Raw genomic sequence first — 24275 nt, 5'->3', positions numbered from 1 at the left:
TTAATCCTTACCTTCCAATGTACCTATTTTACTGCGCCAAAATTCGAACAAAATCACCACTATCAACCGATAGAGCTTGCGCCACTTTAGGTGAGATGATCACCGTTTCCGTTTCGCGGTTATAAGCACCTTTTGCAGCAGTAGCACGAAAGTTTTCAAACGAGCTATTGCAGATAAGATAATCTTGCGAGCTTGAATGCTCGGCCAGTTCCACTTTCGCTCGCACCGAGTGACGTACGGATTCGATATTGCGCAAATCACACTCAACCGTTGGACCTGCATCAAAAATGTCCACATAGTTACGGCAGGTGAATCCTTCACGTTCCAGTAACGTTAACGCTGGACGGGTATTGTCATGTACTTGACCAATCACCGCCTGTGCCTCTTTACTCAATAAGTTGACGTAAATCGGCAGTTTGGGCATCAGATCAGCAATAAACCCTTTTTTACCAATGCCGGTTAAATAATCAGCCATAGTGAAATCAATCGAGAAAAAATGCTCTTGCAGCCATTGCCAAAAGGGCGAGTTGCCTTCAGCATCAGACACACCACGCATTTCAGCAAAGATGGTTTTAGAAAAACGATGTGGGTGTTCCGCCATCATCAGAAAACGGCATTTCGACATCAAACGCCCATTCAACCCTTGACGAAAATCTGGACGTAAAAAAAGCGTACAAATTTCACTGCATCCAGTGTAGTTATTGCCAAAAGTAAGCAACTTGACGGTATTGTTGACCTTCAGCTTAGGCGACGAATGCACTATCGTGCTGATGTGATAAGAATAAAATGGTACGTCATGGCCAATCGATGCTTCAACGCCAGTCGTCCCTGCGACCTCACCGGTTTCAGAATCAAAACCGACCATCAGGTAACCTTCATCTCCTGGCTCTGAGACGTCGGGTTTAGCGAAGCTGTATTCAGAATGAGTAATACGGTTGGTTAAGAGCTTTTCATTCACGGGTAGTGATGTAAACCCGTGACCGGATTCAATAGCGCATGTGTGTAGCGCATCGTAGTCCGACATTGCGATAGGGCGAACAACTAGCATCAATACTTCCCTCCAGATGCTTGAAGTGGCCCAAGGCATCCTACCTTGGGCTGCTAGGCTTTTTCACTACATGAGTGATGCAATAGCTTTATCTAATCTTGCTAAGCCTTCTTCTATTTCTTGTTTGGTGATCACTAATGAAGGCGTCATACGAACCACGTTCATACCCGCAACCAACACCAGTAAACCTTGCTTGCCCGCGGCTTGTAGGATATCGCGAGCGCGACCTTGCCACTGCTCATTTAATACCGCGCCAAGCAGTAGACCTTTACCACGGATTTCACTAAAAATGTGGTACTTCTCATTAATGTTAGCCAATCCTTCACGAAAGAGCGCTTCACGCTCTTTCACGCCAGCCAAGGTTTCTGGCTGGCTAACCACATTAACTACCGCTTCTGCTACCGCGCAAGCCAGTGGGTTGCCACCATAAGTCGAACCGTGAGTGCCCACTTTAAAATGCGCGGCTAATTCGTTTGTGGTGAGCATAGCGCCAATAGGGAAGCCGCCACCGAGTGATTTCGCGGTACTTAAAATATCCGGCGTGACGCCCAATCCTTGATAAGCATAGAACTCACCAGTGCGGCCATTACCGGTTTGCACTTCATCAAAGATCAACAGGGCGTTGTGCTTATTGCACAATTCACGCACGGCTTGGACAAACTCAGCCGAAGGCGACACAATGCCACCCTCGCCTTGCAAGGGTTCCATAATTACCGCACAAGTGCGATCAGAGATGTGTGCTTGCAACGCTTCAATATCGTTATACGGTAGGTGGGTAACATCCGCAGGTTTAGGACCAAATCCATCGGAATAAGTCGCTTGCCCCCCGACCGTCACTGTAAAGAAAGTACGGCCGTGGAAGCCTTGGTTAAAGGCGATAATTTCTGATTTCTGTTCGCCATGGACATCAGCGGCCCAGCGACGCGCCAGTTTGAGCGCCGCTTCATTAGCTTCCGCGCCGGAGTTAGCAAAAAACACCTTTTCAGCAAAACTGACTTGCGTTAATTTTTTCGCCAAGCGCAAAGCAGGCTCATTAGTCATCACGTTACTGAGATGCCACAACTTATTGGCTTGCTTGGTAATCGCATCAACCATCGCCGGATGGCAATGGCCCAAACAACTCACCGCAATACCGCCAGCAAAGTCGATGTATTCATGACCTTGTTGATCCCACACTCGAGAGCCCTGCCCTTTAACTGGAATCATTTCCATCGGGTTATAACAAGGGACCATCACCTCATCAAACAGACTGCGCTCTACACTATTTTCCACTGTCATTACACATTCCCTCTTGATACCGCATGCCAAGCAGATTGCGATCTTCCTATTAAACGCTTGAGTGGAAGATATTGTTTTGCTTTTTAGCTAATGCAGCATTGTATTTACAAATTATTAACCATTTCAATAGTGATTTATTCTTTTAGATCGGCAGAAGTACCGATAATCGTCACTACTTATGATTATTTATGCATTAAGTCACCTCTTTTATGAAGCACTTTTTTATAAATAATATGAATAAGCACAACAAGGCCTTGAGACGACAAGCCATCCCTCATTCCAACAGGATGTATGGTGCATAATATTGCAAAGATAAAAAACAGCAGAAATGATGAAGAAAATGTTAAGAAAGGTGATCGCAGTCCGGTTGAGAATGGTTCAACGGCGCAAAAAATTTGCGAGCAGTTGATGGCCCTGTTCTGTTTTAATTGATTCAGGATGAAACTGCACGGCATCAATTGGCAGTGTTTTATGTTGGTAACCCATGATTTCGTCCATCGAACCATCAGCCTGTTGAGTCCAAGCGGTGAGCTCAAAACAGTCCGCAAGAGAATCAGCTTTGACCACCAACGAGTGGTAGCGAGTAACGGTTAACGGGTTATTGAGCCCTAGAAAGAGGCCACGGTTGGTGTGTTGGATCGGTGAGGTTTTACCATGCATCACCTTTTTGGCTCGCACCACTTGCCCGCCAAACACTTGCGCAATGGCTTGATGCCCAAGGCAGACTCCCAAAATCGGAAGTTTACCCGCAAAATGTTCAATCGCGGCCAGTGAAATCCCCGCCTCATTCGGCGTGCAAGGCCCAGGGGAAATCACCAGATGCGTTGGGCTGAGCGCTTCAATGCCAGCGATATCGATTTCATCATTACGCACCACCGTCACTTGAACTCCCAGCTCACAGAAGTATTGGTACAAGTTGTAGGTAAACGAATCGTAGTTATCGATGATAAGTAGCATGTGAATTAAAACGCTCTGGGTAAAAGTCAGCGAGAGGCGCTATTGTGCAATACTGGTTTGGAAAGGCAAGAAGTTATCGATTCTGTGCTAAATACACTATTTGCACATTCGTTCATTATGTAACCAGTTCGGTTGTGATCATTATTTTACTTGCTCTCATTTGAAAGTAACACTTCTCATCGTATGGTCGAATAAGAGAGCGGAAACAACGATAAAATAAATCTATCCCATAGTTAATGATCGATAAAAATAAAGCCAAGTAATCCGCTTACTTGGCTCTTCATGCTTATTTCCTAAAAATGTCGTTTATTTAAGCTGGGCTTTCTTGTAAATGCTCACTACTTGGTTGTTTGTTATGAGGCTGCCAAGGGGAATTTACCGAATAAGGCTGACGCACCGCTAATTCTGTTTCGGATAACACGCCATAACGAAGTACGGTGTGGTTATTCACCAGTAATATATCGCCAAGTTGTAAATCAAACACATGCTGTACTTGTGAACGTTCAAGAATAGGAGTTAAAACATTGGCTACTTGATTGATATTGTCAATTTCAGTCGACGACGATATATGCTTCGCCAATGATGGGCTCCAGCGTAAATTCATTCCCCAATCCCCCGACATAATCACAGGATAAGCAGCCATATCATCGTACTGCACAATGGTATTTTTCAGCCAACCACTTGCTTGACCATTAAGACACAAGGCAGCCAGTGAGACATCCAGTAAGTTAACCTTCAGCGGAGCAGATGAACAGTAAATCGCCCATTCATCAGGAGTCATGTCAGTATAAGAATAGCGACGCGCTATGCTCGTTGACGGTGTTTTGAGCCCGTACCAACTGGGCTCTGCTAATGTACTACTCCGAACATATTCTTCCGGAAGCAGAGCATGATTTCCGGCAAACCACGAAGACCAAAATGAAGCTTGAGGCAACGGGCCAAAGCCTTTTAAACAGACAGCAGAGAACGCCTTCACCAATTGGCTCACTTGAGCCTGCGGTAGCGCGGTCAGTGAGCATCCATGGTGTGACTCTAACGTCAGGCCAAACTGCTCTGTTTGTAGAGTGGCTTTTACCTCACGCATCAACTGTGCCTCGTTAGCGTCTTCGATATTGAAACGCAGTAAACACCACAGCGTTCCTTGATGCATTACGGGAATAATCACGCCTTCACGTTGTTTGTGATTGGCCTGCGTATCAATAATAAATTCTCCGCGGCAAGCATCAAATAAAACACAAGTATGCCAAGGCGTCTTAAACGATCGCTCATCAAAAAGAAACAGCGAATATTTTTTGCCTTGCATTGGGTGTTCATGAATGCTGAGACGAATAGCGTGGCTCAAATGAGTATTGAGGAAATTATCGAGTGCACGTCCTTGCACCATCATTCCCTTAGCCATAAGGGCTAGGCGCTCACGTCGCTTCTTATAACTCAGTGGAGCAAGCGCATATTTCTGATCCTGATGCATGAATTTTTTCAAGCCCAGATAGGTATGATGCATTGCATTATCATGCTGTTTAAGACGTGCAAAATCACGCTCATATTCCGCATCACCAAAGCGCTGCTTTAATCCATTGAAATATTGATATTCATTTAAGTCATCAAACGCAGAGAAGTGCTCAAAGTTTATAATTTTTAGACAATCACTGGCGTTCATATTTTCCACCATATTCCGTAATTCATCAGAATAAGTGTAATGATGTTCTAAATCGACATTAATATAATCAGAAAATGTATGATAATCAGAAAAAATGTAAAACATCACTCCTGGAGAATAGACAGATTGAATATCACGAATGGCATTAACAAATTTTTGTAAAACTCGATATTCACCCAAATCAGGCTTATAACCTAATACCTTATCTAGGTTATTCGTTTTACATGGAAAGGCAGGTAGTAATAATGTAATGACTTTGTTTTCAATGACACACTGAGCTATCTGTTTTTTTAACTTCTGATACCCACTAAAAGTGGCGTCTGTTTGTGCTAATAATTGGTCTAATAAAATAAAAGCAATATTATCCACACATTGCTGCTGTTGATGATCAAGCATAGTGTTTCCTTATTAAAGGCGAAGACCATTGACGGAATGATGCAGAACCCTCGGCCTTCACTCTCGGTTAAAAAGTTTATAGGCCAGCCAACAGTTCAGCCGCGTGCGCAAGCGACGCGAAAGCCGCAATATAACCATCAGGGCGGATCAGTAAAGCCTGCCCCTGGTAGAATGAACTCTCACTCCAATACTGCCCAGGCTTCGCTTGATCGTACAGATGAAGGCAACGCACAAACGGAGGAATTTCTGGTGGTAACTCCGCATCGCCAGTCAACAGAAGCGTAAAGGAGCGGTAATCTAGCCATTGGTAAAAGCGGCAACTCTGCTGATCGCTATGCATCTCAAAGTCATACACTCGAGAACCGTTTAAGCCACCATTGCCATACCCAATGCCCATACCTGTGATATTACCAGCTCGCTGTTCAACGATTTGTACATAGTCCTCCGCATGGGTTCCTCGCGCAGAATATTTAGTTGCACGCACCAATGCACCAGAGCTTTCAATCACGCTGCGAGCCACTGGTTGGCGCTCAGCCTGATAACTGTCCAGCAGCGTAGTTGATGCCTGACCACGCAACACCATGTTGAGCTTCCAGATCAAATTGAACGCGTCAGCAACTCCGGTATTGAGCCCTTGCCCGCCATTGACCGAATGTATATGGCAGGCATCTCCTGCTAGAAAGACCCGTTGCTGGTGGTCATACCGTTCTGCAACAGACTCCTTAACCGAGAAATAAGAAAACCACTCAACCTGCTTAAACGTCAGTGAATGCGGCGACATTGCTCGGTTAATACGCGTAATAACCTCTTGCTGAGTAAATTCTTCGGTGTCCATACGGATATAAAAACGATCCAAATCACCTTCACGTGGAATCCAGGCAACATCTGACGTCTCAGCCTGAAATACGATGATTTCTGGCACTTTCGGAAAATCTGACTCAATAACACCATCAATCACCGCCCAGATAATTTCTGGTCTCTCTATTTCAAATGGAATCGAAAAATGCTGACGTACAAAAGAACGCCCACCGTCTGCACCAATCACGTAACGTGAACGAACTCGCTCGCCACTGCTCATTTCCGTCACGCAGCCTTGCTCATCAACAGTGATATCGACCACAGATAAACCACGGCGCACGGCCGCGTTCTGCGCTTTGACTGCACTATCTAGCGCTTTTTCTATATGTGCTTGCCCCAACATCAGAAAGTGAGGATAGAAGCAGCCTTGCAGCGCTGTCCACCAATGAGACTGGCGTGACAAAAATTGACCATCAGCCCATACCGAACTGGTATTACAGGGTTTGCCTTGCACGTAAAGTGGTTCAAATAAGTCAACGATATCAAGTAACTGCAGAGTTCTAGCATTAAGCGCATCGGCCCGTCCGACCACCAGTGGTCCATTAGATTTATCAATAATTTGTGAGTTCAGACCGCAGCGCTGCGCTAAATAGTGGCACATAAGCCCGATAGGGCCTGCCCCAACGATCATAATATCAGTATGGTAATCACTCATCGGTAAGACTCCAAACTTGGGTTATCAAACGGTGGATCGCTTAGCACCTGAACTCGACGGATATGACGTGGGGTATGCGATAAAAAGCTTTCTCGACCATGCAGTAAGTTAAAGTTATCCGTAATGACCACATCATCATTTTGCCACTCGTGAGCATAAAAATGACGAGGGTCATACAGTGCGTCACGTAAGCTACGGTGGAACTCAGCTATTTGCTCACTACCAATGCCACTAAAGGTCACATTTGGTGGGTTTAGCAGCTCGCCACGTTCAGCGAAATGCGGTTCGGCGTAACGAATGACCTCGTGTGAGAGATAGGGATGTTGAGCAATAATCGGGGAAATGGTGTGACTGCAATAGAACTCCATCTCTCGCTGGTAGTGCCCCGTGACTTTTCGCCACAATGAGCGCTGCTGTTCGGTTGCGTTCTGTAGCGCCTTGGTTGTATGAGTGAAGGTCGTCCGGCCGCCTTGTGCTGGCAATGGCGCCTGAACACATTGAAATATCTGATATTCAGGCACTTGAGGGCGGAACATGCCATCCCAATGCAGCGGCATATAGCTACTATCAAAAATATGGTCCTTTGGCTGATCTTTTTGAATTAAATCTAACACTTTGCCAAATGGCCAAATACTGATCTCTCCCCATTGCTCGCAATATTCCGCAAATTGCTCGGCCTGTTCAAAGGCTTTAAATCCACGTATCAATACCAACTGATGCTCAATAAATAGTTTACGCAGTAGTGCTATTGGTACTTCGCTAATGGGAATTTTTAATCCATTTGCTTCTATTTTTACTCCAAAAGGATGGAGCTTCGTGACCTGATAATTCATCACCCGTTCCTTTAAATTAATTTTTAATAAAACGTTAGAAATAAAAATATTGTATCCATCATTTTCGAAATTTCGGTTGGATAATATTGAAAATATTCACACAACATTGATATTTATAAGATTGACATTGCTAATTTAATTATTAATCCCAGTTTATTTAGGAATAGATATCTCAATAGTGCCATCATTCAGAAGAAATTTATTATTTGCCCGTATTTAAAGGAAACCAAAATGGTTTATATCTCTCTAATTAGAGCTGTCATTATTTGATGAATGACAAAGGTTGGCTAGATAACAAAACAAGAACGAAAGGTTACCAATAAGGGAACAATTATGTTGAGTGAGTTAAAACGTATTGCCATTTTTAATAAAGTGGTTGAATACGGTTCGTTTACCTCGGCTGGTGAATCGTTAGGCATAGCAAAATCGAAAGTGAGCGAGCAAGTTAGCTTGCTAGAATCACATCTTAACGTACGTTTACTGCATCGCTCTACCCGTAAAGTTAGCCTAACGACTGAAGGGCACGCATTTTATCAACATACCAATGGCCTCTTACCGCTGGCAGAAGACGCGCTACGGGCCGTCCAGCATTTGTCTACCGATGTGGCAGGCGTGATTAGGATCGGTACAACCATTGATGTCGGCAGCTATATTTTAAGTCCGCTGATTTCAACATTTTCTGAGAGTTACCCCAATGTGCTGTTTGATATTCAACTCGACGATGGTTTACAAGATCCAGTAGCCACACAATTAGATGTGCTGATCAGAATGGGTGAACTGACATCTTGCTCAATGGTTGGCCGCGAATTAATGCCTTTTAAAATAGGGATATACGCCAGTAAAAAATACTTAGCTAGTGCACCTTTATTAAGGAAACTACGAGATTTAGAGCAGCACCCATGGGTTGCGCTAACTTTATTGAATCTTCCTCAAGATAAAGTCACGCTAATCAATCCAAAGGGAGTGAGATGCGACATCAAAACCCGCCCTAAACATATCTGCAATGCGCCGCTTGGTGCGATGTCAATGGTACAACAAGGCATGGGAATCGGCTTGATTGCTAATTTTCTCGCTGACGAAATCAATGATCCTAACCTCGTCAGGCTTTTTCCAGATTATTATCTATCAGATAACACCATGAACATTCTCTACCCGAGCCGTCACCACCTTGCGCCACGAGTAAGGCTATTTATTGATTATTTAATTGAAAAAATCCGAGCGTGAGCAAAACAAAAACGCCCCGTCAGTTAACGGGGCGCACTTTAAGCCTTAACGACGACGTCGCCACATACCAAAGCCGAGTAATGAGAAGAGTGCTCCTAGGCCGAATGAACCGCCATAGATGTTCAGTTCTAACACGGCAGGATCATGATCAGATGCGCGGAAATGATCTTGATATTTAGGTAAATCACCTTTGAATTCACTGTTGTAATCAAACAGTGTCGATTCACCGCCGTTGATATGCCAATCGGTCGCATCCACCACTTTGCCTTTCAAACTTTTGCTGACCAGCAAATGATCCAGTGCGCCAACTTCATCATTAAATGAGTAACTCCAGCTCTCTGGGTGTTTTATCGCCACGGCGTTAAGGTACCCATAATTGTGAGTAATCAACGCGCCATCATCACCAAACTGAGGAGTACCTGCAATGTAAGTGTTACGTGCCGCACGAATGGTTTTGCCATACTTCTCTGGGCTGTAGTCGGTCAATACAAGCATCGGGTCTTCCATACCGTAAGAGTTCATATCACCCAAAATGACTTTATGCCCTTTTATTTTTTGTAACGCTTCACCTAAAGCAACTGCAGCTGCGACACGGAATTGTTCACATGCACCTTGAAAATCAAGATCTTTGCCGCCTTGCCCACCTTGTTCAACTGGTGCGGCATCTTCCCAACATGCCGAACCTTTGGATTTTAGATGGTTAACCGCGACGGTAATTTTCTCATTGCCACCTTTAACTTTGAAGGTCGGTGCCAGCGTGTCACGCTGGTAATTTTTACCATCTTCAATCACTTTGCCTTTGTCATCCAACACTTCTGGTGCTTGCTGGCTTGGCATTGGAATTACACGATTTTCTGTCAACTTCACCACTTTTTCACGATAAATCACTCCTGTGGTGATAACATCCGTGCCAATAGAATCAAGTTCATCGGTCACACCATCATTATTTGAGTCAATCGCGACAAAACGGTAATGCTTTTTCTTATCCGAGATCTGGCTATTGATCTGATTGACCAATTGCGCAATTGCCGACCCTGCACCGAAACCGTTATTCTCAATTTCCATCAAACCGACAATATCGGCATCCAAACGTACAATCGCATTGACGATCTTCGCTTGCTGCAATTCAAATTCTGCAAGGTTATTAGCACCACGATTATCACCATGCTGATTTGCATCACCGCCAAACGGCGAGTTGAAATAGTTAAGCACGTTGAATGTGGCAATACGCAGATCGCCTTCATCAATATCCGGTTTCTCGCTGCGAGGATCATTGTGCACGAAATTCTCTTGGTTGAGCGAATTGGTCACAATCAGACGATATTCGTTGTAACCGTATGAGAGCACACCTTCTAAACCTATGATGCTGTCATCAATGCGGATGTAATCTTCCGTCGAACCATTTTGATCAATATCACTGCGACCAAACTCTGGGTAGTACGGAATTTGGCCATCGGCAGCTTTCGCATCTGATTCAATAAACAAGCGGCGCTGCGCGTTTTCGATGCTCTGCTGTTTGGCTTGCTCAGAGCCCGCAGCGAATAGCTGGTTCGGCTGCATGTTAATACGACCTTGCGCTAACACCATGTTATTGCGACGAGAAGCATAGTCATAACCAAAGGTGCGCGTCACACGCATATCCAGCTCTGGTGTGGTTTTTACCAACATGCCTTCATAACGCTCTAATGTGTGCTCAAAGTTCTCATCGGTGGGCAAAATCTCTATCGCGGTCGCTTGTGGAGCCTCTTGCTCACCTTGCTTTAGCCATTGGTTGTTTTCGACTTTAAGCTGTGTGAGGTTGTAATACTCCTGTACTTTACCTTTCACACAAACCACATCCCCCGGTTTTAAACTTGAGCTTGATTGATCGGTAAAAACAAACAAACCTTCAGAGGTATTTAAGTTGTAATCATCTTCCAACGCTTGCAGATAAAAACCTTTAGTCAACCCTGTGGTAATGGCACTCACGACACCTTTGACAAAATATTCTTGGTCGGTGATATAAGGGTAGCCACTAATAAAAGGAGAGGTTTGCCCTTCGCCTTGAATGGCTTGAATAGAAGTAAAGGCGGGCTCAGATCCCTCTTGAGTACAGGTAAATTCAGCCGGTGGCTCAACGGCATCGAGTGCGCCTAACCCTTCAATATTATCCTTGCCTAACGCGCTCCACTGCGCAGCTTGATAAGCCGCTGAGGGCGTGAGGCTATCGCTATTACGCACTAAAGTGGTGTCCTTGCCCCAGTTAATGCCGCCCATCACTCCCAACACATCATGTACGCTACCATCACTGTTTAGCAGCGCCACCGGATCATCACCGTTAAAATTAATCACCGAGCCATCATTTTCATCACTCACCGCTTGGATAGCACTATTGGCGCTGGCATGAGAAATCACTAACACATCGTTCGCGGCAATTACTCGCCCAGTCAGGGGCAACTGTGTATCCCAGTTCCCACCGCCATTGCTTGATTTCGCTAAAATGAAATTGTCTAAACTGACGGATGCATTGCTAGTGTTAGCAATTTCGATGGCCTTATTGAAGCTGCTGCCTTCTACATACTGAGAAATAATAATCTCAGCTTGAGCTGATACAGCCAATGTGGAGCTTATCGCCGCAGCGAGTAATGTTCGGCCAAAGGGTTTAATTCGTGTCGATTCCATTGTTCACCTCTTTCCCTGCTCTGTAACCGAAGTGGTAAGCAAGGTGTTGTAAATCACGTTTTATAAAGGGGATTGGTTCCATTTGCGCGTACAGTGTTGTGTTTTTAAATGAAAGATAAAAACATTCACCACTCATATCGAGATCAACATCGCATAGCTAGAGCAAATACTTGAACTAAGCGCAAACTTTCAACAAAGAAGGTAAAGGGGGTTTTCGACAGTGATATTGCAGTGAGGTGAACAGTCTTATTTTTCTAAAAAGAAAGGCAAACAAGGTGCTCCGTACACGGCAAACACCTTAGTTTGATTATTGTGGCTGGCTAAAAGAGAGGTAGCGATCAAAGACCGCCTGCGCGCGACCAGTTTGCTGCGCATCGAGAAAATAGTCATTAAGCTGATTTAACAGCGGCATCGAATTTTCTAAGCTACGGCGAACTTGCACGTGGTACGGCTTGTTTCTAGCGAGAAAATGATGAACGATTGGCCGATCAATTTTATATAGACCCAACTGAATTCCACCATAAATGGGTTCAATTTCACTCACAAACCAATCACACCGCTCTTTTTGCAGCATATTCAGCGCTTGCTGTACGGAATTTAAATAGAGAGAGGGTTCTCTAGACAGTGCAAAATTCTCATAATTAAAGCCATTAACTCCGCATAATACGCCATCAACGGATGGGTCTTTTAAATCTTCATGGTTGTCTGGCAGCGTAAAATAACCGAGTTGAATCGTATAAAGTGGGACCGAAAAATAGCTGTACTCAGCCCTTTCTGCGCGATAACTTGCATCCCATGTCAGATCGCAGCGACCGCGCTCTTGCGTCAGTTCATGTTGGACTCGCGCCCAAGGCATAAAATAAAACTGGTAATCGATGTTGTGAGATTTTAATGCGTCCAACACCAGCGTTGTCGCTGAGCCAGTCAAGGAATCGGCTTTTTCTTGATACGAGCTCCCCTGCCAATAGGTGAACGGGGGCCAAACATTCACATCACCAACACAAATACGAACTGGCTCTGCGGCGGCGGCACTACAGATGAACATCAATCCTAATAATAGCAGTCGTCTCATGTTCAAAACTCATCATCATGGTTATGATTTAAAGTGTAGACCTAAGCCTACAATACAAAGAGAAAGATCAAATTTTATTAAGCAGAAGTAAAAAATAAAGCTAGGAAAACCTAGCTTTATTTAATGCGAAAAGAGTTAGATTGTCGCAGGAAAAACTAAGGACGCTCGACAAACCCTACCGCTTTAAATGCTTTTTTCAAGGTGATCGCAGCGCGGGCCGAGGCTTTTTCTGCACCCGCTTTCATTACTGAATCAAGATACGCGCGATCTTCTCGAATGCGCGCGTATTCAGCTTGTACAGGCTCCAGCATGGCAACCAGCGCTTCGCCAACATCTTTCTTGAAAGGACCGTACATCTCAACACCTTGATATTGCGCTTCGATCTCAGCAAAGCTTTTGCCTGTCGCTGCAGAGTACAAACTCATCAAGTTGGAGATACCCGCTTTATTTTCGGTATCAAAAGCGATGCGCGGTGGTGTTTCAGTATCTGTCTGAGCCTTATTAACCTTCTTGATAATCGACTTTGGATCTTCCAGCAAAGTGATGACATTCTTACGGTTATCATCTGACTTAGACATCTTTTTCATCGCATCTTGCAGGCTCATTACTCGCGCGTTCACTTGAGGAATGTAAGGCTCTGGAATGGTGAAGATCGGCTTTTCAGGACTATAGATGTTGTTAAAACGAGTCGCGATATCTCGCGCAAGTTCTAAGTGCTGCTTTTGGTCACTGCCCACGGGTACTTGGTGCGCGCCATAAAGTAAAATATCGGCCGCCATCAACACAGGATAACCAAATAAGCCCGCATTCACATCGTTCGCATAACGTGCTGATTTGTCTTTGAACTGAGTCATGCGGCTCAATTCACCCATCTGCGTGTAGCAGTTGAGAAGCCAACCCAATTGAGCATGCTCTGGTACGTGAGACTGAACAAATAGCGTGCTCTTTTTAGGGTCAACACCAACTGCAAGACAGATTGACAATGCATCTAACGTGGCTTCATGCAGTGCTTTCGGATCTTGACGAACCGTGATCGCATGCAGGTCAACCACGCAGTATTGACAATCATAGTCATCTTGCATCTGTTGCCATTGACGTAGAGCACCCAAATAGTTACCGATACTTAGTTCACCTGACGGTTGAACACCACTCAATACAATGGGTTTGCTCATAGGGATGATTTCCTTGCTACTTAAAATGAGATAAGACTGAAAATGTCTGTGAAAAAAACCGCGCTTATTCGCTAAGTGATACTTGATTTAGCGATAACGCGGTTTATGCAGTGTACTCATTGACGAGTATTTTACTAGCGCATTGTGTGAACTTTTATGCTGAAACTCGCAACACATCAAGCAATTGGTCGATACAGTCCGCCACGTAATCAGGGTTGGAAGCTGAAATGGGCTCACCGTGATTGTAGCCATAAGTCAAACCAAACGAATAACAACCCGCATTTTTAGCCGCTAAAATATCGTTTTTCGAATCCCCAACCATCAACATTTCCTTGGCCGTTAGTTGATGTTTATCCAATAGCCAGTTAAGCGCCATTGGATCAGGTTTTTTGATCGGGAAGGTATCACCACCAATCACATCACTAAAAAAGTGCTCAATACCATGTTGTACCAATACGTCAGGTACAAACTTAGACGGTTTATTGGTCACCAAAGCTAATCTGAACCCAGCGCTGTGTAGCTGCGCTAAGGTTTCTTTCACTTGGGGATATAAATGGCTCAGTTTATGGCCCGTTTGGGCATAAAATTCATCAAAACGCTCACGAGCGGTGGCTTTGATCTCATCGCTAAGATCAGGGTTGATGGTTAAACTTTGGCTAAGTGAGCGAGCGATCAGCACATCTGCACCATTGCCGACGTAATCACGCACTTGCATTTCTGATACTGATGAATAGCCTAACGATTGTACCGCTTGGTCGGCGGCTACGGCTAAATCTGGCACGCTGTCGAGCAAGGTACCATCGAGATCAAAGGCGATTAATTTAATTGAGCTTAAAGACATCTTAACTTCCGAATAATAGACAAGGGGCACAAAGCCCCTTGTTGCGTTATAAGTATGTTGCGTAGTGATTATTGAGGTGTAGTCAGTATTATGACTTAGCGCGCCACTTTGGCTAATTCTGCGCGCATCTCATCAATCACAGTTTGGTAATTAGGTTGACCAAAAATAGCCGAGCCTGCGACAAACATATCTGCGCCCGCTTGTGCAATTTCACGAATGTTATCGACTTTGACTCCACCATCAATTTCAAGGCGGATATCACGACCCGATTGCTCAATCAATTGACGCACCGCGCGCAGTTTATCCAACGTATGCGGAATAAAAGATTGGCCACCAAAACCAGGGTTAACCGACATCAGCAAAATGAGGTCCACTTTATCCATGATAAATTCGAGATGCGCAAGTGGCGTAGCTGGGTTGAGCACTACACCCGCTTGGCATCCGTGCTCTTTGATCAATTGCAATGTGCGATCAACGTGATCAGAAGCTTCCACATGAAAAGTGATCATCGAAGCCCCTGCTTTGGCAAAATCAGGAATGATGCGATCAACCGGTTTAACCATTAAGTGGACATCAATCGGTGCCGTAACACCATAGTCACGTAGCGCCTTACAAATCGGAGCACCAAAGGTCAAGTTGGGAACGTAGTGGTTATCCATTACATCAAAATGGACAACGTCTGCCCCAGCGGCAAGCACTTTCTCAACATCTTCGCCAAGACGAGCAAAATCTGCTGAGAGTATAGATGGGGCAATTAGGAAATCTTTCATACCTGACCTCTTAGGCTAGTGGGCGCAAATGCGTGATGAGCAAAATTCGCCCGCAATTCTACCTAAGCTGACCAAGATATCCTAGCGCGACACCCGATTTAACGGAGAAATGTTAATCTTCGCATTCCGCTGTATTGAACAGTGCCAACAACTCATCAACTTTGTTGCGCCCTGCTCCATTACGGCTAATGGTGCGCTTAACCTTGACCACGTTAAGTTCTGCACCATTATATAAACGGCGCGTTAACTTAGTGTCATGATTGGAAATCAGTACCGGTATGCCACGATCATTGGCGGCTTTTTCAGCGACATCGGCCAATGAGGCTTGATCATCCAATGAAAAGCCATTACCAGAATAAGAAGTAAAATTGGCGGTAGTAGAGAGTGGCGCGTATGGCGGATCGCAATAGACAACACAGCCCTTGCGAGCACGACGAAACGTCTCTTCGTATCCTTCGCAAATAAAGGTCGCTTTCTTGGCTTTCTCGGCAAAAAACTCCAATTCTGCTTGCGGGAAATAAGGCTTTTTGTAGGAACCAAAAGGCACATTGAAACCGCCTTTTTTGTTGTAGCGACATAAACCATTAAAACCAAAACGGTTCATGTATAAAAACGCCAATGATCGATACAGTACATCATCGGTTTTATTGAACTCTTTACGAATATCGAGATACGCTTCTTTACGGTTGTTATCGGCCGTGAACCAACGCTTAGATTCGGTGATGTACAGTTCAGGTTGATCTTTAATCAGGTTGTACAAGTTGATGAGATCAGGATTGATATCGGCCAACAAATACTGTTCAAAATCAGTATTGAGGAACACAGAGCCAGCACCAACAAAGGGTTCAACCAGTTTACGCGCTGGCGGCAGGTGACGTTGAATCTCTTCGACTAGGCCATACTTACCACCAGCCCATTTAAGAAAGGCACGCTGCTTCTTCATTTACTGCTCTATCTTTCAACCACGAAATAAGGCTGCGGAATGTAACATATTTTTGCGTCAAGCTCAGCGTTATTTCGCACGATCAATCTCTCGCTGTACTTGGCTGAGTGATTTGGCCCAAGGGCCTTGCAATTGCAACGCTTTCGGTAAGGTTTCAACGGCATCACGCGCAAACTGGATGGTTGGGTAATTACCATAGGTGATGATGTACCACTCCACATCATTGCGTGCTGTCGGATAAATACGCACCTTTTCTTGCAGCGCGTAGGTGTTAATAAAGTTTTGTGCTTCAGCAAGCGAACTGACTGCCGCTAATTGCAAAGTATAACTGCGTGGCGAGAAGGCTTTAAGTTCTTCTCTCGCAAAGGAGAAGGTGATTTTCGTTGGCGCAGCAGCAGTGGCAGACTCACTTACTGGCACAGTTTGCGCCGTGCGGCTTTGTGCATCAGCAAGTGCATTATTAATCACTGACGTATCGGCTTTGGTCGAATTGCCTTCCAAAAGCGCATCCACAACATCAGACTCAATCACCACTCGTTGCTGATCGCTGTCAATTATGCCCACGCTCTCTGAATTCTCCATCACATCGGGTGGTAACGAACTGGAATCATCTTCAGCATCTAAATAACTCGGGTCACTTTTCGCAAGCTCCTTCCCATTATTGGCGGCGTCAGTTGCTGAATCATCGTTAAGCGTATTGACTGTTGGTGCAGCAGCATCCCCGAGCGTCGGAATCACCGTCTGCTCGAGTGTGCCTGTAATTTGCGACGCTTGCTCATCGGGTGAGGGTTGGGTAAATAGCCACCAGTAACCACCACCAATGATGAGCAGAAGCAGTAAAACCAAGGCAGCGATCTGCACAGGAGAACCGATAATCGAACGGATGATGATCCTTTTTTCCATTTTCTGCTCTCCTAATGCCATGATTTCCCCAGGCACGCGTTTCACCTTTTTGTAAGCGTTGCGTACGCGGCGCTCCATCTCATCGGGTACATAACGCATGACCAGATTTTCAAAAAAGCGGTCCGCTTCTTCATTGCTTAGGGCTTCAATCTCAAGCTCTACGGGTTTATGCTCTTGTCCGTAGCTTAAACGAGTCAGCAAAGCATCAAGGCTATTGGCTTGTGCAAATAATACGACATTGATGGTCCACAATGGATTGGCTTGTGCTTCTAACACCAGCATCCATAGCTCAGACACTAAGGTTTCAGAGAGTAGATGAGCGTCATCGACAACAATCACCACATCACAACCGCCACCATCAAGCAGGCGAGCTAAGCTGTCAGAAAGTGTATCGTGAGGATTAAATAACGGGCCTGAAACGATTTGGGTAAGAATGGTCGCTCGACGCTGCTGGTCATCTTGATTGGGATGGCACAGCAACAGCGATTGGTTTTTATCTTCGGCCCACGCTTCTAAATAACGCTGCGCTAACCAAGATTTACCAAAACCTAATCCACCACCAACGGTAATGACATTTGAGCCAAAATTGGTCAATAATTGCAAACGCTCAAGTAGCTCGACTTGCGAATCTAATTCCAATATACGTAATTCATTCGCCAAACTCATTAGGCCGTCCTACTGACAGACAACTGTCAAATTAGTATCAATGAAGATTTACAGGGTGCGGCAGAAGTCAATCGCTTGTTCAATGACCGCTTCGGGTACACCTTTCACTACTTGTGATGTACCAATACTGGTTGGTAGCACCAAACGTAGTTCGCCTGAAAGCACTTTTTTATCACGCATCATGTGTTGCATAAAGTCAGAAAACGACATGCTTTCGGGCGTATGAATCGGTAAATTTGCTCTTTTGAGTATAGAAACAATCCGCTCAACTTGCTGATCGTTAATTAAACCTTGTAACTGCGCCGTTTTAGCGGCCATCACAGTTCCGGTAGAAACCGCTTCACCGTGTAGCCAATTACCATACCCGAGCTGCGCTTCAATCGCATGACCAAATGTATGACCTAGGTTCAACAACGCGCGAATTCCCGACTCTTTTTCATCTTGAGCGACCACATCGGCTTTAATTTGACAGCAGCGAGCGATGGCATAACTTAGCGCTTGCTCATCTAAGGCATAGAGTTTATCGAGATTCTCTTCCAACCAGACAAAGAAATCATGATCGTAAATGATGCCATATTTGATCACTTCCGCCATACCAGCGGCAAATTCTCGCGCAGGTAAAGTCGCCAAACATTCAGTATCAATAATGACGGCTTTCGGCTGATAAAATGCACCAATCATGTTTTTACCTAAAGCATGATTGACCGCGGTTTTACCGCCAACGGAGGAGTCCACTTGCGAAAGCAGCGTGGTCGGTATTTGGATAAAATCGACTCCGCGCTGATAACAGGCTGCGGCGAATCCAACTAAATCACCAATCACGCCACCACCTAAAGCGATGATCACCACATCACGACTGTAATTACCTTCCAGCAGGTAACTCATCACCGTGTTAAATGTATCTAAAGTTTTGTACTGCTCGCCATCTGGCAGTTCAAGCAAGGAGACGTTACAACCATGCGGTGCAAGAAGGGCGAAGATTTTATCCGCGTACAAAGGCGCGACCGTCACATTACTGATGACGACGACTTTTTGTTTGGCCGATAAGAAAGAAAGGAGGGCCGGATCATTAAATAATCCGGCGCCAATTGAGATTGGGTAGCTACGCTCATCTAAACTGACCGTAATCCGTTCCATGGTTTGCACTCCAAATAAAGAACTTAGGAATGTTCTTCTAGCATTTTTACGATCTCGTTGGCTACCACTTTTGCACCTTGATCGTCAGTACGAACCGTAAAATCAGCGATCTCAGCGTAAAGATCGTTACGTTCATCAGCCAAGCATTCTAAGACTTCACGTGGATTGTCTGTTTGAAGCAATGGCCGTTTTTTGTCACGGTTCGTGCGTGCAAGTTGTTTTTCAATCGTCGTTTCAAGGTAGACCACAATACCACGAGCAGATAAACGATTACGGTTTTCTTTACTCTTAACAGAACCACCGCCTGTTGCGAGTACAATACCTTGTTTCTCGGTTAGGTCATTAATTACAGCTTCCTCACGTTTACGGAAGCCCTCTTCACCTTCGACGTCAAATACCCATGCGATATCTGCGCCTGTACGCTCTTCAATGACTGTATCTGAGTCTAAAAACTCCATATGCAGTTGTTGAGCAAGATGTCTACCAATTGTACTTTTGCCGGCGCCCATTGGGCCAACAAGGAAAATATTGCGTTTCTCAGCCATGTTTAGCAGTAATTTACAACGTTAATTCAATGACATCGCCACAAGATTAGCCAGTATAATACTGACCGTTAAGACGCTCGTGGCACCTATTCCTCACAGATGATTCGTGATAAGACCCGAAATTATCTAGATATGGTGCCACTAATGCAACTTTATTTTTTAACCAATCGCAATATCAGCCGTAAGTTATTGAATGACGACTTTCGGTGTCACGAAAATCAGCAGCTCACTTTTGCCCACTTGCTCATAGGAACGGCGGAACAATGCACCAAGTAATGGCAAATCACCAAGTAATGGCACCTTATCTACCGTATTGTTGACGCTATGTTGGAATATTCCACCAAGGACCACGGTTTCTCCATTATTGACCAATACTTGAGTGCCAATACGCTGAGTATTAATTGCAACCGCTTCTCCCGTCCCTGTTTTTACAATATCCCCAGGCCGGTCTTGAGTGACACTGAGATCTAACACTAAACGATTATCCGGCGTTATCTGTGGCGTCACTTTTAAACTCAGCACTGCTTTTTTGAAGGCGACTGTCGTTGCCCCGCTGGAAGAAGACTCCAAATAAGGGATCTCCGTACCCTGCTCGATATAAGCGGGTTTCTTGTTGGTCGTGATCAAACGAGGGCTGGAAATGATCTCCGCTTTCGACTCACGTTGTAGCGCTGAAAGCTCTAAATCCAACAACATATCCGACCCCAACTTAGCCACTTGGAAGGCAATACTTGAGGCGTTAGCGGAGGTCGCCGCTAAGTTTACGTTAAGGAAGTCATCAACGGGCAATGTGCTTTCCCCCAACTTGCCCACTTGGAATAAATTACTTTCAATACTTCCGCCTGCGGTGTTGTTGCCATTGGTCGAAGTAAAGCCCCAGCGTACGCCAAGTTCATCCAAATTACCTTCGTTGACCGTAACAATGCGCGCTTCAATCTGTACCTGTTTGACCGGGATATCGAGCGATTCAACAATTTGGCGTATCACCACAATATTCTCAGCCAATTCGCGGATCAGCAGTGAGTTGGTTCGCTCGTCGATACTGATGGAACCTCGCTCAGACAACATGCTGACCGCCCCTTCACCGCCAATCATCTGCGCAATATCAGACGCCTTAGCAAAATTAATTTTGATGATTTCAGAACGCAGATCGCCCAACTCTTCAGCCAAACGTGCCTTTTCAAGCTGCTGCTTTTCACGTAAATCCAACTCTTCTTTAGGTGCAACTAAAATCACATTGCCGTCAACACGCTTATCTAATCCCTTGACTTGCAAAATGATATCGAGCACTTGCTGCCAAGGCACGCCATCAAGCCGTAGCGTCAGGTTACCAGTGACCGAATCTGAGACGACTAGGTTAAACGCGTTATAATCTGCGATAAGCTGCAAAACATTTCGCACAGGAATATCTTGAAAGTTAATCGAGATAAGCTTGCCCTCTTTCTCAAGAATGCTCTTCGGCTTAGGTTTTTCTTGTTCTTTCAGTTTGCCAATCACCACCTCAAGGTATTTCCCTTTCAAGCTGTAATCATACTTAAACTCGCCATGAATGGTCGCCAGTAACTGTGTACTTGGCTCTTTGCGCAATACCTCGATACTCTCAACAACGGTTGCAAAATCTTTGACGTCTAAGACATAGAGTTTCTCATTGGAGACATCCGTCTTAAGCAGTTCAATTTGTAAACCGTCAGCCACTTTCTGCACATTAACTACTGTCGAAGGTGATGCGAGTTCAACAATCAATACAGCGTCTTTGTTTTTATTGACTCGAAAATCAATGCCTTTAAGCTCGTTGGTCTGCGCCGTTTCTGCCGCCACACTTAGCCCTGCCACACTCAATAATAAGCCAAATAAGAGGCTCCGAAATACCATAGTCATTTGTGTCTGTAGTCCTTTAATCATAGTGATTTCTCTAAATTCAAATTCTATTTCAGAGCCAATTTGACGTTACGTTGATTCCAACAACCTAAGCCGTCTGGCAAGGTTTCATTGATCAGCAGGTAATTGGAATTAACTCGAGTAACTTTGCCGTGATTCAAACCTAAATATTGTCCCGCTTTCACGTTGACGACCTTGCCTTGGGGCGTTTGCACTAATGCCGATACCGCGCCCCCGCTACTCATCACGCCTTTTAATCGCAGTTGATTAAGCGGATAGCGCTCTAGCTGGCCATTTTTACTGCGAGCCGGAGGTTGCCAGCAGTCTGCCTTCACTACAGGCTGATTTTGTACAATCGCTTCTTTAGGCAGCACAAAAGGTTCGCGGGATTCATGTTGCGCATAATGAGCAACTTCAAATTGAATAATGGGTTTTAATTTGGAGACTTCTTTGCGTGCTTGCCCCTCAACCTGCTCCACATAAACCTTCAATGAATCTTGATTAGCTTTACAACCAACCAATACACTGGTACTAAACAGCACCATCAGCAGCAGATTATTGTTTTTCATCGTCCACCTCTTGCTTGAATTGATAGGTATAAGCGCGCACCCTAAAATGCAACGTGCTGCTTTCCTGGCTAACCCGTTGCCAATCAACATCATCGAAATTAATAATGCGGGGCAATTTCGCGATCGCCTCTGAGAAATCACCAATGTCGTGGTAATTACCAGTTAATTCGATATTGAGCGGCAAACGATACAGAAACTCTTTATTCTGTTTTTCTCCCCAATCAATACGTGTAAAGGTTAACGCGTTATCTAGCCCTAGTTCATTGACCGACGCCAGCATGCTTGCGAGCTCTTTTTGCACGGGTAATTGGCGTAATAAAAAATCATAACGTTCAGTTAATTCATCCAGTTGAGCTTGCAACTGGGGTAAGGTGGCGGCTTTGCTGGCCTTAATCCGTAAGGTCGATTTCAGCACCTCTTCTTGCTGTTTTAAGTTCTGCAATTGCTCATTTTGAGGCATAAGATAGAACCACGCGCCAACGCCTTGAATAATCAGCATCAACACCAAAATAACCAGCAGTTGAGGCAGCAACGGCCACTCAGCCATTTCATCCATATCAAGATCTTGAAAACTAGTCATGGACAGCTCCTGTAGGCCGAATCTTGGTTAGCACAGAGCCCTGCGGTGTCGGGGAATGAAACATAAATGACACTTTAAACGTCTGAAACTCCTTACCAAATCGCTTATTACCGTGCACGATAGAGTGCATGTTGACATCGGAAAGTAAGGCTGATTTTTCAAAATTATCGAGCATGGTCGCAAGACGCGCAGTGCTGTCACTGATGCCCGTAATTTCAATTTCTTCACCATTCATTTTGATCTTATCGACGTAGACTCCTTCAGGCATAAGCTGTGGCATCAGGTTCATCAACTCGGTGGTTTTATTGCGTTGGCTTTGCAATGACTCAACAACCGATAAGCGAGTTAATAGTGCCTTGTGTTCTTGTTCCGTCATTTTTAATGCATTGATCTGTTTATCAAGCTGCTGAATGTATTGATTCAAATAAGCCAGACGAGACTCTTGCTGCTGCGCTTGCCCAGAGAAATACAAACCGATACCCCATTGAATACCAACAGCGCTCATCACACCTAAGACGACCAAGCCCATAAAACGACGCTTATGCGCCGCTCTTTGTTCCTCTCGCCAAGGCAGTAAGTTAATACTATGCAACATGAGAAGACTCCAACCACTCGATACCACGCAGTGCAAGGCCAGCCGCGGTGCTAAAACTCTGCCCAGACTGCTTATCTCGCTGGCGTTTCGCTAACTTATTGTTAAACAGAAGGAAGGGATCGAGAATCTCGCACTCAAGCTTGAGACGCCGCGAGATCTCTTGCGCCAACATCGGAGTATCTGCGCCACCACCTGAGAGCCAAATGCCTGCTAAACTGCCCGCGCCATTGACGGAGGTGAAAAGCTGCAACTGACGTTGAAGTCGCTCGATCAACTCATGCACAAAGCGCTCGTTTTTATCGGCTAATTCCGCATTGGTGCCCGACATCGCGCTGTCTTGGGACAACCACTGACAACCGAGAGGGATCTCTTTATGAAAAGGGGCTTTATCAGTAAAATCAATACAGAGCGCCGTTTGGGTATGGCCCACATCCATGAGCATCCAATCGCTGCGATGTTGTGCCCTGCTCGCCAACTGCCAGATGCTTAACAAACTGTGTATTTGCACATCAACCGCGATCGGTAAAAAGCCCGCTTTTTGAGCCGCTAACGCACGGCTTTCCACGACGTCTTTACGAGTGGCGTAAACTTGATAACTTACGGTGCTACTGCGACTTACGCTTTTTTCCATCACTTTGACGAAATCGAGACTCAGTTCTTCTATCGGGAACGGTGACTGATGAGAAAATGCCTGATAAATAGCAAACTCTTTTTCACGCGCCTGCAGGTCACTATCTATCTGTAATACCTTACTTATTACCGCATTGTCCGGTACCGATATGGCGACTTTGCGACTAAATAGTGGTAAACCCTTTCTTAGTTCTTTGAGTTTCTTTACAATTTTCTGATAATCCAGCGTGTGGTTATCGGAGAATATGTCCTCAGTAATAAATAATTCTTTATAACCGACGAGTGCATATGAATCACCCGCTAGCTTTAACACCACCGCTTTAATACTATGGTGGCCAATATCTATACCCGTAACCAATGATTTACCCATACGGCTTAGCTCCAGTAACGCTGCTTAGGCTTAGCTC

At 45.0% G+C, this 24275-nt stretch carries 21 protein-coding genes; 1 reads left to right on the top strand and 20 read right to left on the bottom strand.

Annotated features, from left to right (window positions below):
* Nucleotides 1-28: 28 nt before the first annotated feature.
* The 6 genes from astA to N5E84_RS14860 all read right to left on the bottom strand — a co-directional run bounded on the left by astA (nucleotide 29) and on the right by N5E84_RS14860 (nucleotide 7682).
* A complete protein-coding gene (astA, locus tag N5E84_RS14885) occupies nucleotides 29-1048 on the bottom strand; it encodes an arginine N-succinyltransferase (RefSeq protein WP_029388269.1) in 1020 nt (339 codons plus the stop codon).
* 66 nt (nucleotides 1049-1114) lie between these two features.
* Complete coding sequence (locus N5E84_RS14880) at nucleotides 1115-2326, bottom strand: aspartate aminotransferase family protein (protein WP_029388270.1); 1212 nt, start codon at nucleotides 2324-2326, stop codon at nucleotides 1115-1117.
* Nucleotides 2327-2704: 378 nt separating this feature from the next.
* Complete coding sequence (locus N5E84_RS14875) at nucleotides 2705-3283, bottom strand: aminodeoxychorismate/anthranilate synthase component II (RefSeq protein ID WP_010318736.1); 579 nt, start codon at nucleotides 3281-3283, stop codon at nucleotides 2705-2707.
* A gap of 310 nt (nucleotides 3284-3593) precedes the next feature.
* Nucleotides 3594-5336 carry an L-tyrosine/L-tryptophan isonitrile synthase family protein gene (locus N5E84_RS14870; RefSeq protein ID WP_019282427.1) on the bottom strand — a complete coding sequence of 581 codons (1743 nt, stop codon included), beginning with the start codon at nucleotides 5334-5336 and terminating at the stop codon, nucleotides 3594-3596.
* Nucleotides 5337-5412: 76 nt separating this feature from the next.
* Nucleotides 5413-6849 (bottom strand): FAD-binding protein, encoded by a 1437-nt coding sequence (locus tag N5E84_RS14865; RefSeq protein ID WP_019282428.1) that lies wholly within the window; start codon nucleotides 6847-6849, stop codon nucleotides 5413-5415.
* Nucleotides 6846-7682, bottom strand: coding sequence for a TauD/TfdA dioxygenase family protein (locus N5E84_RS14860; RefSeq protein WP_029388271.1), 837 nt, complete (start codon nucleotides 7680-7682; stop codon nucleotides 6846-6848). Before N5E84_RS14860 ends, N5E84_RS14865 begins: the two co-directional genes overlap by 4 nt.
* A 333-nt stretch (nucleotides 7683-8015) precedes the next feature.
* Between N5E84_RS14860 and N5E84_RS14855 the strand changes: the two genes are divergently transcribed.
* On the top strand, nucleotides 8016-8906 hold the full coding sequence (locus N5E84_RS14855) for a LysR family transcriptional regulator (protein WP_019282430.1): 891 nt from the start codon (nucleotides 8016-8018) through the stop codon (nucleotides 8904-8906).
* Between the two features lie 45 nt (nucleotides 8907-8951).
* Here the strand turns inward: N5E84_RS14855 and N5E84_RS14850 are convergent, their stop codons facing one another.
* The 14 genes from N5E84_RS14850 to pilM form a co-directional block, all read right to left on the bottom strand.
* The gene (locus N5E84_RS14850; protein ID WP_019282431.1) at nucleotides 8952-11567 is read right to left on the bottom strand and encodes an ExeM/NucH family extracellular endonuclease; all 2616 of its coding nucleotides are present in this window, start codon (nucleotides 11565-11567) and stop codon (nucleotides 8952-8954) included.
* 307 nt (nucleotides 11568-11874) lie between these two features.
* Nucleotides 11875-12639 carry a substrate-binding periplasmic protein gene (locus tag N5E84_RS14845; protein WP_088718007.1) on the bottom strand — a complete coding sequence of 255 codons (765 nt, stop codon included), beginning with the start codon at nucleotides 12637-12639 and terminating at the stop codon, nucleotides 11875-11877.
* 155 nt (nucleotides 12640-12794) lie between these two features.
* Entirely contained in the window at nucleotides 12795-13811 is a 1017-nt protein-coding gene (gene trpS / locus N5E84_RS14840; RefSeq protein WP_019282432.1) for a tryptophan--tRNA ligase, read from the bottom strand.
* Nucleotides 13812-13965: 154 nt separating this feature from the next.
* Nucleotides 13966-14652 carry a phosphoglycolate phosphatase gene (locus N5E84_RS14835; RefSeq protein ID WP_029388272.1) on the bottom strand — a complete coding sequence of 229 codons (687 nt, stop codon included), beginning with the start codon at nucleotides 14650-14652 and terminating at the stop codon, nucleotides 13966-13968.
* A 95-nt stretch (nucleotides 14653-14747) separates the two neighbouring features.
* A complete protein-coding gene (rpe, locus tag N5E84_RS14830) occupies nucleotides 14748-15422 on the bottom strand; it encodes a ribulose-phosphate 3-epimerase (protein ID WP_019282434.1) in 675 nt (224 codons plus the stop codon).
* Nucleotides 15423-15534: 112 nt separating this feature from the next.
* On the bottom strand, nucleotides 15535-16365 hold the full coding sequence (locus N5E84_RS14825) for a Dam family site-specific DNA-(adenine-N6)-methyltransferase (protein WP_019282435.1): 831 nt from the start codon (nucleotides 16363-16365) through the stop codon (nucleotides 15535-15537).
* A 69-nt stretch (nucleotides 16366-16434) separates the two neighbouring features.
* Nucleotides 16435-17934, bottom strand: coding sequence for an AAA family ATPase (locus N5E84_RS14820; RefSeq protein ID WP_069211900.1), 1500 nt, complete (start codon nucleotides 17932-17934; stop codon nucleotides 16435-16437).
* Between the two features lie 48 nt (nucleotides 17935-17982).
* The gene (gene aroB / locus N5E84_RS14815; RefSeq protein ID WP_029388273.1) at nucleotides 17983-19071 is read right to left on the bottom strand and encodes a 3-dehydroquinate synthase; all 1089 of its coding nucleotides are present in this window, start codon (nucleotides 19069-19071) and stop codon (nucleotides 17983-17985) included.
* A 23-nt stretch (nucleotides 19072-19094) separates the two neighbouring features.
* The gene (gene aroK / locus N5E84_RS14810) at nucleotides 19095-19616 is read right to left on the bottom strand and encodes a shikimate kinase AroK (protein ID WP_010317691.1); all 522 of its coding nucleotides are present in this window, start codon (nucleotides 19614-19616) and stop codon (nucleotides 19095-19097) included.
* 186 nt (nucleotides 19617-19802) lie between these two features.
* Nucleotides 19803-21488 (bottom strand): type IV pilus secretin PilQ, encoded by a 1686-nt coding sequence (locus N5E84_RS14805; protein ID WP_370685857.1) that lies wholly within the window; start codon nucleotides 21486-21488, stop codon nucleotides 19803-19805.
* A 53-nt stretch (nucleotides 21489-21541) separates the two neighbouring features.
* On the bottom strand, nucleotides 21542-22063 hold the full coding sequence (locus N5E84_RS14800) for a pilus assembly protein PilP (protein ID WP_013855888.1): 522 nt from the start codon (nucleotides 22061-22063) through the stop codon (nucleotides 21542-21544).
* Entirely contained in the window at nucleotides 22050-22643 is a 594-nt protein-coding gene (locus N5E84_RS14795) for a type 4a pilus biogenesis protein PilO (RefSeq protein WP_013855887.1), read from the bottom strand. The genes N5E84_RS14800 and N5E84_RS14795 overlap by 14 nt, the downstream gene beginning before the upstream one ends.
* On the bottom strand, nucleotides 22636-23238 hold the full coding sequence (locus N5E84_RS14790) for a PilN domain-containing protein (protein ID WP_017047271.1): 603 nt from the start codon (nucleotides 23236-23238) through the stop codon (nucleotides 22636-22638). Before N5E84_RS14790 ends, N5E84_RS14795 begins: the two co-directional genes overlap by 8 nt.
* Nucleotides 23228-24238: a type IV pilus assembly protein PilM gene (gene pilM, locus N5E84_RS14785; RefSeq protein WP_019282438.1), complete on the bottom strand. Its 1011-nt coding sequence runs from the start codon at nucleotides 24236-24238 to the stop codon at nucleotides 23228-23230. Before pilM ends, N5E84_RS14790 begins: the two co-directional genes overlap by 11 nt.
* Nucleotides 24239-24275: the final 37 nt, after the last annotated feature.

Source organism: Vibrio sp. J502, assembly GCF_025397955.1.
GTDB classification, from domain to species: Bacteria; Pseudomonadota; Gammaproteobacteria; order Enterobacterales; family Vibrionaceae; genus Vibrio; species Vibrio anguillarum.
Note: the sequence above shows the minus strand (reverse complement) of the source record. Positions and strands in the feature narration are given on the sequence as shown.

Coding starts and splice junctions, on each gene's coding strand:
- aroK (WP_010317691.1), bottom strand. CDS start 19,616: ATGGCTGAGAAACGCAATATTTTCCTTGTTGGCCCAATGGGCGCCGGC.
- N5E84_RS14875 (WP_010318736.1), bottom strand. CDS start 3,283: ATGCTACTTATCATCGATAACTACGATTCGTTTACCTACAACTTGTAC.
- N5E84_RS14855 (WP_019282430.1), top strand. CDS start 8,016: ATGTTGAGTGAGTTAAAACGTATTGCCATTTTTAATAAAGTGGTTGAA.
- N5E84_RS14800 (WP_013855888.1), bottom strand. CDS start 22,063: ATGAAAAACAATAATCTGCTGCTGATGGTGCTGTTTAGTACCAGTGTA.
- N5E84_RS14790 (WP_017047271.1), bottom strand. CDS start 23,238: ATGTTGCATAGTATTAACTTACTGCCTTGGCGAGAGGAACAAAGAGCG.
- N5E84_RS14820 (WP_069211900.1), bottom strand. CDS start 17,934: ATGAGTTTGGCGAATGAATTACGTATATTGGAATTAGATTCGCAAGTC.
- N5E84_RS14865 (WP_019282428.1), bottom strand. CDS start 6,849: ATGAGTGATTACCATACTGATATTATGATCGTTGGGGCAGGCCCTATC.
- N5E84_RS14795 (WP_013855887.1), bottom strand. CDS start 22,643: ATGACTAGTTTTCAAGATCTTGATATGGATGAAATGGCTGAGTGGCCG.
- pilM (WP_019282438.1), bottom strand. CDS start 24,238: ATGGGTAAATCATTGGTTACGGGTATAGATATTGGCCACCATAGTATT.
- N5E84_RS14825 (WP_019282435.1), bottom strand. CDS start 16,365: ATGAAGAAGCAGCGTGCCTTTCTTAAATGGGCTGGTGGTAAGTATGGC.
- N5E84_RS14845 (WP_088718007.1), bottom strand. CDS start 12,639: ATGAGACGACTGCTATTATTAGGATTGATGTTCATCTGTAGTGCCGCC.
- N5E84_RS14860 (WP_029388271.1), bottom strand. CDS start 7,682: ATGAATTATCAGGTCACGAAGCTCCATCCTTTTGGAGTAAAAATAGAA.
- trpS (WP_019282432.1), bottom strand. CDS start 13,811: ATGAGCAAACCCATTGTATTGAGTGGTGTTCAACCGTCAGGTGAACTA.
- N5E84_RS14880 (WP_029388270.1), bottom strand. CDS start 2,326: ATGACAGTGGAAAATAGTGTAGAGCGCAGTCTGTTTGATGAGGTGATG.
- N5E84_RS14805 (WP_370685857.1), bottom strand. CDS start 21,488: ATGGTATTTCGGAGCCTCTTATTTGGCTTATTATTGAGTGTGGCAGGG.
- N5E84_RS14850 (WP_019282431.1), bottom strand. CDS start 11,567: ATGGAATCGACACGAATTAAACCCTTTGGCCGAACATTACTCGCTGCG.
- rpe (WP_019282434.1), bottom strand. CDS start 15,422: ATGAAAGATTTCCTAATTGCCCCATCTATACTCTCAGCAGATTTTGCT.
- aroB (WP_029388273.1), bottom strand. CDS start 19,071: ATGGAACGGATTACGGTCAGTTTAGATGAGCGTAGCTACCCAATCTCA.
- N5E84_RS14835 (WP_029388272.1), bottom strand. CDS start 14,652: ATGTCTTTAAGCTCAATTAAATTAATCGCCTTTGATCTCGATGGTACC.
- astA (WP_029388269.1), bottom strand. CDS start 1,048: ATGCTAGTTGTTCGCCCTATCGCAATGTCGGACTACGATGCGCTACAC.
- N5E84_RS14870 (WP_019282427.1), bottom strand. CDS start 5,336: ATGCTTGATCATCAACAGCAGCAATGTGTGGATAATATTGCTTTTATT.